Below are 13,007 nucleotides of genomic sequence, written 5' to 3'. Positions count from 1 at the left end.
TTAGCTTCAGCCCAACAGCTGGCGAACGCAGGATTTGAATACCCGCACGCCATCCGCCAGCGCGGTGCGATCGAAATGCATTTCCGGATGATGCAGGCCCGGCAGCAGGTTGCAGCCCAGTCCCCAGAAGCCACCTTTCACCGCCGGGCGCAGACGCAAATAGTGGAAAAAATCTTCGCTGCCCGGCGTACTCTTCGCGGTCGTTAAGCCTGCCTCGCCAAAGGTTTCGCATATTGCCTGGCTTATGATAGCCGTGGCTTCTGCGTCGATAATCGCCGCCGGCATCTCTTTGACTACCCGGATGTCGACGCTGGCGCCATATGCTGCTGCGCTACTCTCGATAGCCCTGACCACGCGTTCTTTGAGTGTCGCCATGCCGTCATTTTCCTCGCAGCGCAGATCCCAACAGACGTGCGCTTTCGCCGGCACCGAATTGGTGACGCCCGCATCGCAAAGAAAGCGCGTCGCTTTCGCGCTCCAGGTAAGCGACGGCGCCAGATGGATACCGTTCACCGCCTGTACTGCATGCGAGGCGGCATCCAGCGCGTTAATGCCCAGATGCGGACGAGCGGCGTGAGCGGCTTTGCCGTGAAAATCCACCATCACCGTCGCCGAAGCGGAATAGTACATTGCCGGTACCGCCTGGCCCATCTGACACTCTTCCAGCGGCCGGAGATGGAAGCCGAACAGCATCTCTACGTCATCCAGTACCCCGGCCTCCGTTAAAGCGATCGCGCCCGTCCCCAGCTCTTCAGCAGGCTGAAAAAGCACTTTTAACTTCCCACGCTTTACCAGCCCCTCGGCGAGGATCTCTTCGGCGGCGGTTAATACCACCGAAGAGTGGCCATCATGACCGCAGGTATGACGGGCCTCTAAGCGGCCATCGATAATATGGCCCAGCGCATCCATATCTGCCCGTAGCGCCACCACTGGCCCCGGTTCCCCGCTATCGATTTCGGCGACAATCCCGGTAGTCCCGCCAACGTTGCGGTGAACCCGGAACCCTGCCGCCGCCAGGGCGTCGCCGATGTAAGCCGAGGTTTTGTACTCCTCAAAGCCCAGCTCAGGTATTTGGTGCAGATAATTGAAATGCTCTAACGTTCGCGACACGACTGACTCCTTGCCTTTCATTATGCCATCACGCGCATGACCAGCATGGCGATGACGGCGTTGATAATGCTCACCGCCATCAGCAGCGGCCAGTATTTTTTCGGTACATCCGCCACCCCAAGCAGCCGCCCCATATACTGTAGTTGCGAACCCATCAGGAAGATGGCCGGGATCAGGATGGTGACGTCCGCCACGTTGAGGGTGCCTTTACTCAACAGGCTCACCGCCACTCCCGTCCCCGCCGAGGCGGAAAGCCAGGAGGTGAGCAGCACGGTAATCGCTTCGCCCGGTAAGCCAAACAGGCCCATCAGCGGCGCGCAGACCTGGCCTATCAACTGCATCACCCCGAGCAAATTAAGCATTTCGGCGATCACATATGCCATTAATACATTCGGCATCAGGTTGTTTATGGCAATATTAAATCCTTTACGTGCACCGATAACAAAAATATCAAACGGATTACTGGCCACTTTTTCCGAATTACTCATTATCAAAATCCCCTTTATAGGCCGTATTCAAAACCAGACGGGTGATTGCCGCGCCAACGAATTTCAGCACAAACATTAACAGCAGCGGAATAATAATAGGGATGGTTAACGACGCGAAAAGCGCTGAGCCAATGGAGAAATAGTTATTGATCAGACCGGCGCCGGAATATTGCCATGCCCCCATAATCACCACATCTTTCCGACTAATTTTTTTGCTGTCATACAGCTCTTTGGTCAACGCGGCCCCGGCATCGGTGCTTTGGAGGTCGGTAATTAACGCCAGACCGGTATAACCCGGGATCCCCAGTAACGGGCGTAACAACGGCGTCAGCAGCTTATGCGCTGCACGTATCGCGCCATAATGGGTAAAGATTTCCAGCAACCCCAGCGCCAGCATCACCGTAGGGACCAGCGACAGCGCAAACAAGAAACCGGCCTTGGCGCTGATGCCGCCGCTGCCGATAAAAGTGTTAGTTTCCGGGGTCTTCATCGTACCAAATGCGCCGCCGAGGGTGGTAAAGTCGAAAGCCCCCAGCCAGGCCATCCCTTCCACTTTAAACAGCAGCCCGGAGAAGACTAATAACACCACCACCAGCGAGATCCATGCCCCAGGTCCTACCCGCCACTCATTTGTCGCGTCGTCGGAGGAACGTTCCAACGTTTTATTTTCACTCATACCCTGTCCTCACATTATGAAATATCTTATTGGTCTTTTGCCATTTGGACGCTTTTCAATGTATTGGTTTTGGCATTGATTATTTTGACGTAAAACACCCATCAATAAATAAGGTGCCTCTCTTTTCCCGAAAAGCCGGCAACTGGCATATACCTCACTTATTTATCTTTTTACTGGCATATCGATATCTTATTATTGGCAACCACCGGTGGTACTGGTTTATTGCCATGGCAGTTAATCCGTTCCGTGACTCCCCTTGTCTGTTATGTACCTGAATCACGATTATCTATAACTAGCCGGGATGATAAATGTCTGGTAAAGGATGTTATTGTTGACCTGAAGTCAACAAAGGAGGGAGACAGGATGTTGCACGAACGTCCCATGAGCTATCTGTACGAAGTGGGGATCCAGGGGGGCATTCGGCGGGCCGCTGATATTCTGGGGATTAATCCGTCGGTTATCAGCCGCCAGATAGCGCAGCTGGAGCGAACGCTGGAACTCCCTCTGCTGGAGCGACAGGGGCGCAATGTGGCGCTCACTGAAGCCGGACGTTTGCTGGCCGAGGATTACCACGAAAGCCGCCAGCGGCGGGAAAAGCTGGAGAGTCATCTAAAGGATTTACGCCATATGCGTGGCGGCACCATCTCTGTGAGAATTGGCGGGGGGTTGGTGACGACCTTTATCGAGTCGGTGATGAGCACGTTTTCGCAGTCGTGGCCGAACGTATTCGTTGATATTAGCGTCGGCAATATGCAGGAGATGCTCAACGATATCGCCAGCGGTGAAGCGGATATGGCGGTCGCCTTCGGCCCCATCGGCAATCCGGAGCTTAAACGCCACAGCTTCCAGTGGGGGCCCATCTGCGCGGTGGTCTCTCCGCAGCATCCCATCGCGCGACAGTCAATGGTGACCATCGATGAGCTAACGCAATATCGCCTGATCGCCCTGACAGAAAGCTTTGGCCTACAGCGCCATATGAACGCCATGTTTAAAACCGCCGGGCGGCAGTTTCATCCGGCCTATCGCTGCAACCTCTTTTCCACCGCCATGAGCCTGAGCCAGGCCGGTCTGGGGATCTCTTTCATGACCGAATTCGCCGCCCGGGAAGCAATCGCTCACGGCATACTAAAGGCGGTCCCCATCGACCATCCGATCGCCAGCAGCGCCCAATGCCACTTATTACGCAACTCGAACCGCCGCTTTCCCCCCGCCGCGCACCATATGTGGCGCTTACTCCATAACGCCTTTCGCGATGCGCAGCGGGCGATGACGGTGTGACCCTATTCGCTCACCACAAAGCGCGTCGCCGCAAAGCAGTTCAGAAGACGGTGCATGAGAAAGACCAGAGTCAGCGTCACCACCAGCGAGACCGTCACCGAGGTGATGCGGTACAGGTCGCTGAATACCAGATCCTGATAGGGATGCAGATTCTGGCCGAACATAATGCCGATGGTGGTGATGCTGGCGAAGCCCACCCCGGCGCCCACTTTCTCCATCACGTGCAGGCGGGCGCTGAAGGCCAGCCCGAGACCAATCAGCGGCATCATCAGGATCATGTGGTTGCTGAAATCATAGATGATCAGTTGCACCACCAGAATATAGAGACAGGCCAGCACCACCCCGACGACGCGCCAGATCGAGCTGATCACCGCCCCGCGATAGTGCATCGGAAACAGGATCAGGATCCCGGCCATCAGCGCCGACAGCGAGTCACTGAGATCGCAGATCTGGAACACCACAAAGATGATCGTCGCGACCGTACCGGAGAGCAGCGACTCGTGGCGAATGCGGGCGGCGTCTTTTTCAATGCGCGGCGGCGGCTTGCGCGGTTCGACGTCCGGGATCAGGTAATGCAGCAGCGCGCTCAGCGCCACCGCCAGCACGCAGGCTTCCATATTGGAGAACATCAGGGTGTGCCAGTTGCTGGTGGGATAGCTCATAAAGTTGAGCATCGTGCTCTGGCACACCACGCCCATCGACCCCAGCAGAAACAGCGGCCCCTGGCTCATAAAGCGAAAACGCATCACGTACAGGGCGAACACCACCAGGGTCATGATCACCGGCCACTGTGACAAATAGCCGACAATCAATACCATTTCGACGCAGTTCACCGCCGCGCTGAACACAAACTGGCGGGCGACATGGCGGTTGAACACCGGCACCAGCGACATCAGCATCAGCGGATACACCACAAAAAATACGCCGTACTGCACGTCGTAGAAGGTGGAGATACTGAGCGCAATCGTCCCGGCCACGGCGATACGCACCGTCTGGCGAAAATCATTCGCCGTGTAGACGATATTGCCGTGCGGCGTAAAGACGTGCGCCAGGGTATTAATAGACATAGTGCAACCAGCTCACCAGGTGGATCTGCAGGCCGGCGAAGGTGCGGGCGAAAGGTCCCTCGCTATTGTACAGCTGCACCGTGGCGCGGGCGCCGGTCGGCAGCGGTTTCGCCAGCGGCTGATCCAGCGCGACGTGAATGCGCATGCGCTGTGCGTCGCGCACCCAGCGGGTGGACTGCTCCGGCTGCGACAGCTGGCCGTTCACCGCCTCCTGCCCCGCCAGAATCCCGGCATCGCTGCTGGTGACGTGCGCCGGGAAGACTTGCCCCGGCAGGGCATCAAAGACCACCGCTGCATCGGTATTCACCGCCGTGTGGCGCAGGCTCTTTTCACGGAAGTCGGCGACGATGTCAGTGTTGTTGTTGACCAGCGCCAGCACAGCCGTCGCCGCGGTGGCGTAGATCCCCGGGTTAAGCTGCAGGTTGCTGACCATACCATCAGTTTCGGCACGTACCTGGGTCCAGGCCAGGTTCAGCTGCGCCTCCTCCAGCGCATTACGGTATTTCTGCAGAGTGACGTTGCGCTTATCGTCGCGCTCGCCGCGCTGGATCAGCAGGTTCTGGATCTGCGCGTTCAGCGCCGAGACCGACTGCTCGCTGGTCTGCCAGGTGGTCCGCACCTTATCGAGGTCGGACTGCGAGACGTTCTGCATCGTACTCAGGCGCTGGTAGCGATCGAGCGTGACCTTATCGTTACGGGCGGTGTACTGTGCGGTGCGCAGGTTGGCGCGGGCGGCGGCGATTTGTGCATCCAGTTGCTGGTTGCTCAGTTTCGCCTGCTCAAGGGCGATTTGCGCCGCTTCAACTTTATTAATGAATGGCGTTGGGTCGAGCTCATACAGCAGGTCGCCCTTTTTCACCTGGCTGTTGTTGTGCACGTAAACGTGCGAGACATAGCCGGAGACCCGCGACGATACCGGGGTCACCACGCGCATCACGGTGGAGTCCGGCGTCAGCGGGATCCAGATATCGGCAACGATAAACCAGGCGAATATTCCCAGAAAAGCGGCAATACTCACCCGTACCCAGCGGGCAAATTTTTGTTCAGGCGTCATCATAGTGTGTTAGATCTTGTTATCTTCTTCGCGGATATTCCGCAAACGGCAGGCGATTTGATTTAATGTGGCGCTGAAGGTGGCGAGGTCGGCCTCCGGGATGGTCTGAGTCACGCGTTCCTGATAGGTCTCGATCACGCAGCTCAGTTTTTCCAGAATCGCCCGCCCCTCGGCGGTCAGCGTCAGCAGGCGAATGCGTTTGTCATATGGCGATGTAGAACGCACCAGATAGCCCTGCTTTTCCAGTAACGAGAGGGTGCGCATCAGCGGCGGCAGTTCAATTCCCTGCACCTCCGCCAGTTCGCTGACCGAGACGTTGTCTCCCAGCTGATGCAGTTGCATCAACACCGTCCAGCTGGACTGGGTGAGTCCGGTATCGGTGATAGCGGAGTCAATAATGGCGCGCCACTGGCGCACCACCATGGCCATTCTCATCCCCAACGGGCGGCGGACAAACAGGTCGTCTTCGGTCACAGGTTTTCCTCTCATTGTTGAGAAGAAAATAATACTTATCAGGGTAAGTATCAAGAAACGGACGATCGCGCCGCATCAATTGATAAATTTCGTGAATGTATTCCCCGGCGTCGCCAGCGCTTACCGGGGCAAAGAAGGAATGATGCCTGAAAAAAACCGCACTTTTTAATTGATCTGATCCCGACGCAGGCCGATGTCTTTCAGCTGTTCGTCGCTCATTCGCTGCAAAGCTCTGCGCGTTTGCTCCTGAAGCCACCATTTTTTGATAAACCGCACCAGCAGTACGAAACCGATAAATGGCTGTCTTGCCCTGTTCTCGTGAAATTCCATCCTCTACCTCCTCACCTTGCCAGAGGCTTTATCTTCACGGATTTGGGGCCAAGGAATACAGATTCACAAAACGCTTTTCTTTAACATACAGATTAGCTAAAACGTACACCAGAGCCCAATTTTTACGCCAATCTGTACTGGTTATTCCATCTGTATGGCGGAAATTAAGGATACAGCATGACCCGCTACCAACATCTCGCTACGCTGCTGGCCGAACGCATCGAACAGGGCCTGTATCGCCACGGCGAAAAACTGCCGTCGGTGCGCAGCCTGAGCCAGGAGCACGGCGTCAGCATCAGCACCGTCCAGCAGGCCTATCAGTTGCTTGAGCAGCAGCAGATGATCGTACCGCAGCCGCGATCGGGCTATTTCGTTGCCCCGCGCAAGGCCCAGCCGCCGGTGCCGCCGATGTCGCGTCCGGTACAGCGCCCGGTGGAGATCACCCAGTGGGATCAGGTGCTGACCATGCTCGACGCCCGCTACGATAAATCGATTATCCCCTTCGGCGGCGGCTCGCCGGATGTCACACAGCCAAGCCTGAAGCCTATCTGGCGCGAACTGAGCCGGGCGATCCAGCATAACCTCAGCGAAGTGCTGAACTATGACGAGCTGGCCGGGCGCCGCGAGCTGAGGGAGCAGATCGCCCGTCTGATGCTTGACGGCGGCTCGATAGTGACGGCTGACGATCTGGTGCTCACCAGCGGCTGCCATAGCGCGCTGTCTCTGGCCTTGCTGTCGGTATGCCAGCCTGGCGATATCGTGGCGGTGGAATCTCCCTGCTACTACGGCACGATGCAGATGCTGCGCGGACTGGGATTAAAGACCATTGAGATCCCTACCGATCCGGAAACCGGGATCAGCATTGAGGCCCTGGAGCTGGCGCTGGATCAGTGGCCGATCAAAGGGGTGATCCTCGTGCCAAACTGCAATAACCCGCTGGGCTTTATCATGCCGGACGCTCGCAAGCGCGCGGTGCTGAACCTGGCCCAGCGCCACGATATCGTGATTTTCGAGGATGATATTTACGGCGAGCTGGCCACCGAGTACCCGCGCCCGCGCACCATTCACTCCTGGGATATCGACGGCCGGGTGATGCTCTGCAGCTCTTTTACCAAAACCATCGCCCCCGGCCTGCGCATCGGTTGGATAGCGCCCGGGCGCTACTACGACAAGCTGCTACAGATGAAGTACGCCGCCAGCGGCACTAACGTCCCTTCAACCCAACTGGCGGCTTGCAATTTTATTCGCGAAGGCCACTACCACCGTCACGTGCGGCGGATGCGGCAGATCTATCAGCGTAATATGGAGATCTACACCTGCTGGCTGCGGGAATTTTTCCCCTGCGGGATCTGCGTCACCCGCCCAAAAGGTGGTTTTATGCTGTGGGTGGAGCTCCCGGAGCAGGTGGATATGGTCTGCGTCGCCAAACAGCTGTGCCGGCTGAAGATCCAGGTCGCGCCGGGCTCGCTGTTTTCGGCAGCGGGCAAGTATCGCAACTGCGTCAGGATCAACTGCGCCCTGCCGCCGACCGAGAAACATAAAGCAGTGATGGTGAAGCTGGGAGAAGCGGTGAAGGTGGCGATGGAGTGAAGTTTAATCTGTTCTCCCCGCTGGCGCTGCGCTTACCGGGGCTACGGGTTACCCCGCGTCCGCAAATCAGCTTCACTGGTCAAAAAACACCATTCCCTTATACGGCTGCTCACGGCAGGCGGCCAGCCTCTGGGCGAGACTGCCGACGTGCAGCTCCAGCTTGTGGCCATCGGGATCGAGGAAATAGTGCGAGGCGCCTTCGCTGCGGTTTAGCTTCCAGACCGCCACGCCGGCAACCTCCAGGCGGGCGGCGAAGCTGGCGAAATCCGCCTCGCTAATGCTAAACGCATAATGGGTGTAGTCGCTCTCTTCCGACGGGGTGATGCGCCGCTGCGGATCCAGCGACAGGCACAGCCACAGATCGCCGCAGGAGAGATAGGCGCCACTGTCCCAGCGGGCGTGCAGCGTCATGCCCAGCAGTTGCTGATAAAACGCCACGCTCGGCGCCAACTGGCTGACTGCCAGGGTCAGGTGATTCAGTCCACTCAGCATGTCTGTTCCTCCAGTGAATTCACAATGAACTGACGCAGCCATTGATGCGCCGGGTCGCGGTGCCAGCGCTCGTGCCACAGCATCAGCATCTCAAAGCCGGCGACCGCCAGTGGCGGCTCGACGACTTCCAGCCCGCTCTGCCCGCGCACCAGCCGCTCCGGCAGCACCGCCACCAGATCGCTATTGCGCAGGGTCTCCAGCATAAACAGGAAATGTGGCACGGAAAGGACAACCCGCCGCGCCAGGCCAAGATTCGCCAGCGCGGTATCGGTCGCCGCGCTGAAGCCGCCCCCGTCCGGGGAGACGATCACGTGCTCCAGCTGACAGAACGTTTCCAGGCTAAGCCCAGGCCGCAGCGCCGGATGCTCCGCCCGGCCTGCCAGCACATAGCGTTCGCGAAACAGCAGGCGCTGATGTAGCCCCGGCGGCGCGCCCTCGCGGGTATGAAAGAAGAGATCTACTGTATCGCTGGCCGCCTGCTGCTCCAGCCGCGCCGGCTGTAGCTCGAACACCGCCAGCCGACTGCCGGGAGAGGCCAGCCGTAGCCTGCCCAGCATCGGCAGGAGGATCGCCGAGGCCATATAGTCCGTCGCTGCCACCCGCCAGGTCTCCGCCGCCGTCGCCGGATCAAAAGGGCTGACCGGCGCCACCGCCTGCTCCAGTGCGGCTAGCGCTGCGCGCAGCGGCTGGCGAAGCTCATCGGCACGGGCGGTGGGCTGCATGCCGCGCGGGCCCGGCATCAGCAGCGGGTCGGCGAAAATCTCCCGCAGCCTGGCGAGCTGAATGCTCACCGAGGGCTGCGACAGATTCAGCCGCTGCGCCGCCCGGGTGACATTATTTTCACTGAGCAGCACATCAAGCGTGCGCAGCAGATTAAGATCCAGACGATGTAAATTAATCACGGCTATACCTGGAATTTAAGTAATTAATTTCTACTATAACGTCAGCTTTCCTACTCTGCAGCTCTCCATACGCCAGAGGTGATGTTATGAAAGTACTGCTGATTTACGCCCATCCGGAACCGCGCTCGCTTAATGGCGCGCTGAAAAATTTTGCCGTCCGCCATCTGCAGCAGGCCGGGCATGAAGTGCAAGTCTCCGATCTCTACGCCATGCGCTGGAAGGCCGGGTATGACGCCGATGACAGCGGCGCCCCGCCGGTCGGCGAGTTCTGGCGGCCGACCCTCGATTCCAAACAGGCCTTTGCCCAGGGCACCCAAAGTGCGGATATCGCAGCCGAGCAGGAAAAGCTGCTGTGGGCCGATACGGTGATTTTCCAGTTCCCGCTGTGGTGGTTCTCAATGCCCGCCATCATGAAGGGCTGGATCGACCGGGTGTACGCCTGGGGCTTTGCCTATGGCGTCGGCGAGCACAGCGACCGCCACTGGGGCGATCGCTATGGGGAAGGCACCTTCGTCGGCAAACGGGCGATGCTGATCGTCACCGCCGGCGGCTGGGCGGAACACTATTCACCGCGCGGGATCAATGGCCCCATCGACGACATCCTGTTCCCCATTCAGCACGGTATGCTGTTCTATCCCGGCTTTGAGGTGCTTCCGCCGCTGGTGTTCTACCGCACGGATAAAACCGATGCCGGGCAATTCGCCGACCAGTGCGCCACGCTGGCCGAGCGGCTGGACACGCTGTGGCAAACCGAGCCCATTCCATTCCGCCGGCAGAATCATGGCGATTATCTGATCCCGTCGCTGACGCTGCGCCCGGAGCTGGCGCCGGGGCAAAGCGGCCTGGCGGTGCATCTGGCAACGAAATAAACCTCAACGCGATAGCCCATCCGGGTTATCGCGTTCATTAATATGACAATTTGTGAGCCTCCACGCATTAACGGTATCCCGTCGCACGAAGCCACCTCTCATATTGATAGCGATCAAGAATAATCATACCGTCTGGTCGGTATGATTCCGGCCATGAATATGGAAGCCCAGCATCGTAAAAAAGATCCCGTCCGTCTCCACCGTCAGTTGCTTGAATCGGCAGCGATGATTGCCGGCCGGGATGGTATCGCCGCCCTGTCGCTGAACGCCGTCGCCCGCGAGGCTGGCGTGAGCAAAGGTGGCCTCCTGCATCACTTTCCCAATAAGCAGGCGCTGATTTTCGCCCTGTTCGCCCGGCTGCTGGCGATCATGGAAAAGGCGATTAGCGAACTGATGGCCGCCGATAACATCGCTTACGGGCGCTTTACCCGCGCCTATTTGCGCTATCTGTCCAACCCGGAGCTGACGGACACTCACGAAAGCCGCCAGTTGATGGTGCTGTCGCTGGCGATGCCGGACGAGCCGGTGCTGCGAAAATGCTGGCGCGACTGGATGCTGGATCACCTGGCGCAGGGCGATGCGCTGGATAACGGCCCGACCGGCACGCTGGTACGCTACGCGGCCGACGGCATCTGGTTATCGGAACTGACCGAAGGGCGCACCATGAGCAGTGAACACCGCCAGTCGCTGGTGAACGATCTGACCAAAATGACGCTTCCCGCGTGAAGCGAATAGAGTGAGGCCGCGATGCGCTACAACATCAATGCCCGTCTCATTTATGATGCAACGGACGGCACGCTTACCCTGCCCGGCAGCGATGAACCGGATAGCCAGCTATCCATCACCGCCAGCGCGCTACTCTATTTTTTTCTCCGCCATACTGGCGTCGTCAGTCGCGATGAAGTGTTGAAAAAAGTCTGGGATGATAATGGCTTAACCTCTTCCAACAGCAACCTCAATCAATACCTGAGCATGCTGCGTAAAACCTTCCGCCACTACGATATCGATAACATTATCGTCACTGTATCGCGCGGCATGCTGCAGCTGAATCAGGATCTGAGCATTGAACTGCTCGATGCCGGGCCGGCGCTTACCGAGGGTGCTAATCCACCCGAGAGGGCTGTTGAAACCGCCCCTCCGGCGGCGACAACGCCGCCCACCGATTCGCCACATGCGCGCGGAATGTGCTGGTATCTGGCCGGCGGCTGTCTGCTGATCATCGCCCTGCTGCTGGTGGCATTCACTTTTGCCGGTACCCACGTCGCCCGACCGATCAATCTGACGCTGATGAACCACAGCCAGTGCGAACTGCTGGCCAGCGATGAAATGCTGCGTTCGGTTTCCGCCACGGCCTACGGTAAGAATTTCGATGAGGTGCGTCAGCGGCTGAAGCTCGGCTGCAAGCCGGGGGAGCGTTTCGTTTTCTTCTACGGCGACCGGCTGGAGACTAACGGCCTGGGCCGGGTATTTCTCGCCCACTGCGCGATGCACGAGGACAACCCGTTTAGCTATTGCGATAACTACTTTTACTACTCCTGGAAGCCGCAATGAAACTCGCGCCCCGCCCCTTTTTCGCCCTTTCCGCTCTGGCATTTGTCGCCGCCGCCGGTTTTAGCGTCTGGCGCCTGCTGCCGGATGCCAACGATGGCGTGATGAGCTGCTCCACCAAAGCGATCATGCGTTTTGAAAACATGGAAAAAGAGAATGTGAACGGCAATATCCATTTTAACTTTGCCGCTAACGGCAACGGTTCGATGGTGGTGGAAGGCTATACCGATTCTGCCGCCGGCTGGCTCTACCTGCAGCGCTACGTCAAATTCAGCTACACCAGCCAACGCATCTCGGCAACCGAACGCCACTACCGCATCAAAAAGTGGGAATCCAGCGCCTCATCCATCGACGAATCGCCGAATGTCATCTTCGACTACTTCATGCGCGAAATGTCCGACAGCCATGACGGCCTGTTCCTCAACGCACAAAAGCTTAACGACAAAGCTATCCTGCTGAGCTCTATCAACTCGCCGCTCTACATCTGCACGCTGAAGTCCGGCAGCACGCTTAACTAACCCGTCCCCCCTGAACCGCCGCGAGGAAAATGCGCCCTCGCTCACGCGCCATTATTGTCCCCTCTTTCCACGATGCTAAAAGCGCACGTTTTGCATTTAGCTTCGACGCCAAAACATGAGCATACCCACAATTATCACGCGGCTATATTACTAACCGCTGGCAAGTAATTAACATCTTATTAACATTCATCTCCCGCCGATAAATAGCCTAAAAAAGCGCCATATCATCATAAAAATCAATACGCATAAAACAGAACGAACAGATAAAAATAAGTTTAAATAAGGCTAAATAACAGAGTAAAAACCTAAAATATTCATCTACACGGATTTAAATTTCACTTCCTTCCCCATTCCCTATAGTGAACCCCGAACGCCGCTTCCGCGTGTTGATGCCGTTACGCGGACGGTTTTCCCGAATAACAAAACCTGTTCTGGAGGAGATCACGATGGGTGATGCATTGGGGCTTATCGAAACCAAAGGTCTGGTGGCCTGTATTGAAGCAGCGGACTCGATGTGTAAAGCCGCCAACGTCGAACTGATCGGCTATGAAAACGTCGGCTCTGGCCTTGTCACCGTGATGGTGAAAGGCGACGTCGGCGCGGTAAAAGCG

The 13,007-nt window shown here is 57.6% G+C and carries 16 protein-coding genes; 7 read left to right on the top strand and 9 right to left on the bottom strand.

What is annotated here, in order from left to right; all coding sequences use genetic code 11:
* Positions 1 to 6: 6 nt before the first annotated feature.
* Genes HMPREF3142_RS07900 through HMPREF3142_RS07890 form a run of 3 tightly spaced genes read right to left on the bottom strand, consistent with a single transcriptional unit; the run spans position 7 to position 2,274 of the window.
* Positions 7 to 1,110, bottom strand: a complete 1,104-nt coding sequence (locus HMPREF3142_RS07900; RefSeq protein ID WP_048267409.1) for a M20 peptidase aminoacylase family protein — start codon at positions 1,108 to 1,110, stop codon at positions 7 to 9.
* A 20-nt stretch (positions 1,111 to 1,130) separates the two neighbouring features.
* A complete protein-coding gene (locus HMPREF3142_RS07895) occupies positions 1,131 to 1,598 on the bottom strand; it encodes a YjiG family protein (protein WP_038422074.1) in 468 nt (155 codons plus the stop codon).
* Positions 1,591 to 2,274, bottom strand: a complete 684-nt coding sequence (locus tag HMPREF3142_RS07890) for a nucleoside recognition domain-containing protein (RefSeq protein ID WP_008807594.1) — start codon at positions 2,272 to 2,274, stop codon at positions 1,591 to 1,593. Before HMPREF3142_RS07890 ends, HMPREF3142_RS07895 begins: the two co-directional genes overlap by 8 nt.
* A 363-nt stretch (positions 2,275 to 2,637) precedes the next feature.
* Between HMPREF3142_RS07890 and HMPREF3142_RS07885 the strand changes: the two genes are divergently transcribed.
* Positions 2,638 to 3,552 carry a LysR family transcriptional regulator gene (locus HMPREF3142_RS07885; protein ID WP_008807595.1) on the top strand — a complete coding sequence of 305 codons (915 nt, stop codon included), beginning with the start codon at positions 2,638 to 2,640 and terminating at the stop codon, positions 3,550 to 3,552.
* Between the two features lie 2 nt (positions 3,553 to 3,554).
* Here the strand turns inward: HMPREF3142_RS07885 and HMPREF3142_RS07880 are convergent, their stop codons facing one another.
* From HMPREF3142_RS07880 to HMPREF3142_RS07865, 4 genes are all read right to left on the bottom strand, one after another.
* Positions 3,555 to 4,619 (bottom strand): DUF2955 domain-containing protein, encoded by a 1,065-nt coding sequence (locus HMPREF3142_RS07880; RefSeq protein ID WP_008807596.1) that lies wholly within the window; start codon positions 4,617 to 4,619, stop codon positions 3,555 to 3,557.
* Positions 4,609 to 5,676: an HlyD family secretion protein gene (locus tag HMPREF3142_RS07875; protein WP_008807597.1), complete on the bottom strand. Its 1,068-nt coding sequence runs from the start codon at positions 5,674 to 5,676 to the stop codon at positions 4,609 to 4,611. Before HMPREF3142_RS07875 ends, HMPREF3142_RS07880 begins: the two co-directional genes overlap by 11 nt.
* A gap of 6 nt (positions 5,677 to 5,682) precedes the next feature.
* Complete coding sequence (locus tag HMPREF3142_RS07870; protein ID WP_012969020.1) at positions 5,683 to 6,147, bottom strand: MarR family winged helix-turn-helix transcriptional regulator; 465 nt, start codon at positions 6,145 to 6,147, stop codon at positions 5,683 to 5,685.
* Between the two features lie 165 nt (positions 6,148 to 6,312).
* Positions 6,313 to 6,477, bottom strand: coding sequence for a DUF1127 domain-containing protein (locus HMPREF3142_RS07865; RefSeq protein WP_008807599.1), 165 nt, complete (start codon positions 6,475 to 6,477; stop codon positions 6,313 to 6,315).
* Positions 6,478 to 6,654: 177 nt separating this feature from the next.
* On the opposite strand from HMPREF3142_RS07865, the gene HMPREF3142_RS07860 reads away from it, so the two are divergent.
* Positions 6,655 to 8,067 (top strand): aminotransferase-like domain-containing protein, encoded by a 1,413-nt coding sequence (locus tag HMPREF3142_RS07860; protein ID WP_012969021.1) that lies wholly within the window; start codon positions 6,655 to 6,657, stop codon positions 8,065 to 8,067.
* Positions 8,068 to 8,139: 72 nt separating this feature from the next.
* Here the strand turns inward: HMPREF3142_RS07860 and fosA are convergent, their stop codons facing one another.
* Positions 8,140 to 8,559, bottom strand: a complete 420-nt coding sequence (gene fosA / locus HMPREF3142_RS07855) for a FosA5 family fosfomycin resistance glutathione transferase (protein WP_016160220.1) — start codon at positions 8,557 to 8,559, stop codon at positions 8,140 to 8,142.
* A complete protein-coding gene (locus tag HMPREF3142_RS07850; protein WP_016160219.1) occupies positions 8,553 to 9,461 on the bottom strand; it encodes a LysR family transcriptional regulator in 909 nt (302 codons plus the stop codon). Before HMPREF3142_RS07850 ends, fosA begins: the two co-directional genes overlap by 7 nt.
* A gap of 86 nt (positions 9,462 to 9,547) precedes the next feature.
* Between HMPREF3142_RS07850 and HMPREF3142_RS07845 the strand changes: the two genes are divergently transcribed.
* From HMPREF3142_RS07845 to HMPREF3142_RS07825, 5 genes are all read left to right on the top strand, one after another.
* Entirely contained in the window at positions 9,548 to 10,330 is a 783-nt protein-coding gene (locus HMPREF3142_RS07845) for an NAD(P)H-dependent oxidoreductase (RefSeq protein WP_012542981.1), read from the top strand.
* 141 nt (positions 10,331 to 10,471) lie between these two features.
* Positions 10,472 to 11,056 carry a TetR/AcrR family transcriptional regulator gene (locus HMPREF3142_RS07840; RefSeq protein ID WP_004182816.1) on the top strand — a complete coding sequence of 195 codons (585 nt, stop codon included), beginning with the start codon at positions 10,472 to 10,474 and terminating at the stop codon, positions 11,054 to 11,056.
* Between the two features lie 21 nt (positions 11,057 to 11,077).
* Positions 11,078 to 11,881, top strand: coding sequence for a winged helix-turn-helix domain-containing protein (locus tag HMPREF3142_RS07835; RefSeq protein ID WP_048267404.1), 804 nt, complete (start codon positions 11,078 to 11,080; stop codon positions 11,879 to 11,881).
* The gene (locus HMPREF3142_RS07830) at positions 11,878 to 12,396 is read left to right on the top strand and encodes a FidL-like protein (protein WP_023297001.1); all 519 of its coding nucleotides are present in this window, start codon (positions 11,878 to 11,880) and stop codon (positions 12,394 to 12,396) included. Before HMPREF3142_RS07835 ends, HMPREF3142_RS07830 begins: the two co-directional genes overlap by 4 nt.
* Before the next feature lie 446 nt (positions 12,397 to 12,842).
* The coding region (locus HMPREF3142_RS07825; RefSeq protein ID WP_077270037.1) for a BMC domain-containing protein at positions 12,843 to 13,007 on the top strand (165 nt) is incomplete at its 3' end.

The organism is Klebsiella sp. HMSC16C06 (assembly GCF_001808325.1).
In the GTDB taxonomy this organism is placed as follows: Bacteria; Pseudomonadota; Gammaproteobacteria; order Enterobacterales; family Enterobacteriaceae; genus Klebsiella; species Klebsiella variicola.
Note: the sequence above shows the minus strand (reverse complement) of the source record. Positions and strands in the feature narration are given on the sequence as shown.

Excerpts from the sequence above, each read along its gene's own strand:
- HMPREF3142_RS07865 (WP_008807599.1), bottom strand. The coding sequence starts at position 6,477 with ATGGAATTTCACGAGAACAGGGCAAGACAGCCATTTATCGGTTTCGTA.
- fosA (WP_016160220.1), bottom strand. The coding sequence starts at position 8,559 with ATGCTGAGTGGACTGAATCACCTGACCCTGGCAGTCAGCCAGTTGGCG.
- HMPREF3142_RS07835 (WP_048267404.1), top strand. The coding sequence starts at position 11,078 with ATGCGCTACAACATCAATGCCCGTCTCATTTATGATGCAACGGACGGC.
- HMPREF3142_RS07895 (WP_038422074.1), bottom strand. The coding sequence starts at position 1,598 with ATGAGTAATTCGGAAAAAGTGGCCAGTAATCCGTTTGATATTTTTGTT.
- HMPREF3142_RS07880 (WP_008807596.1), bottom strand. The coding sequence starts at position 4,619 with ATGTCTATTAATACCCTGGCGCACGTCTTTACGCCGCACGGCAATATC.
- HMPREF3142_RS07840 (WP_004182816.1), top strand. The coding sequence starts at position 10,472 with ATGATTCCGGCCATGAATATGGAAGCCCAGCATCGTAAAAAAGATCCC.
- HMPREF3142_RS07885 (WP_008807595.1), top strand. The coding sequence starts at position 2,638 with ATGTTGCACGAACGTCCCATGAGCTATCTGTACGAAGTGGGGATCCAG.
- HMPREF3142_RS07845 (WP_012542981.1), top strand. The coding sequence starts at position 9,548 with ATGAAAGTACTGCTGATTTACGCCCATCCGGAACCGCGCTCGCTTAAT.
- HMPREF3142_RS07890 (WP_008807594.1), bottom strand. The coding sequence starts at position 2,274 with ATGAGTGAAAATAAAACGTTGGAACGTTCCTCCGACGACGCGACAAAT.
- HMPREF3142_RS07875 (WP_008807597.1), bottom strand. The coding sequence starts at position 5,676 with ATGATGACGCCTGAACAAAAATTTGCCCGCTGGGTACGGGTGAGTATT.
- HMPREF3142_RS07830 (WP_023297001.1), top strand. The coding sequence starts at position 11,878 with ATGAAACTCGCGCCCCGCCCCTTTTTCGCCCTTTCCGCTCTGGCATTT.
- HMPREF3142_RS07860 (WP_012969021.1), top strand. The coding sequence starts at position 6,655 with ATGACCCGCTACCAACATCTCGCTACGCTGCTGGCCGAACGCATCGAA.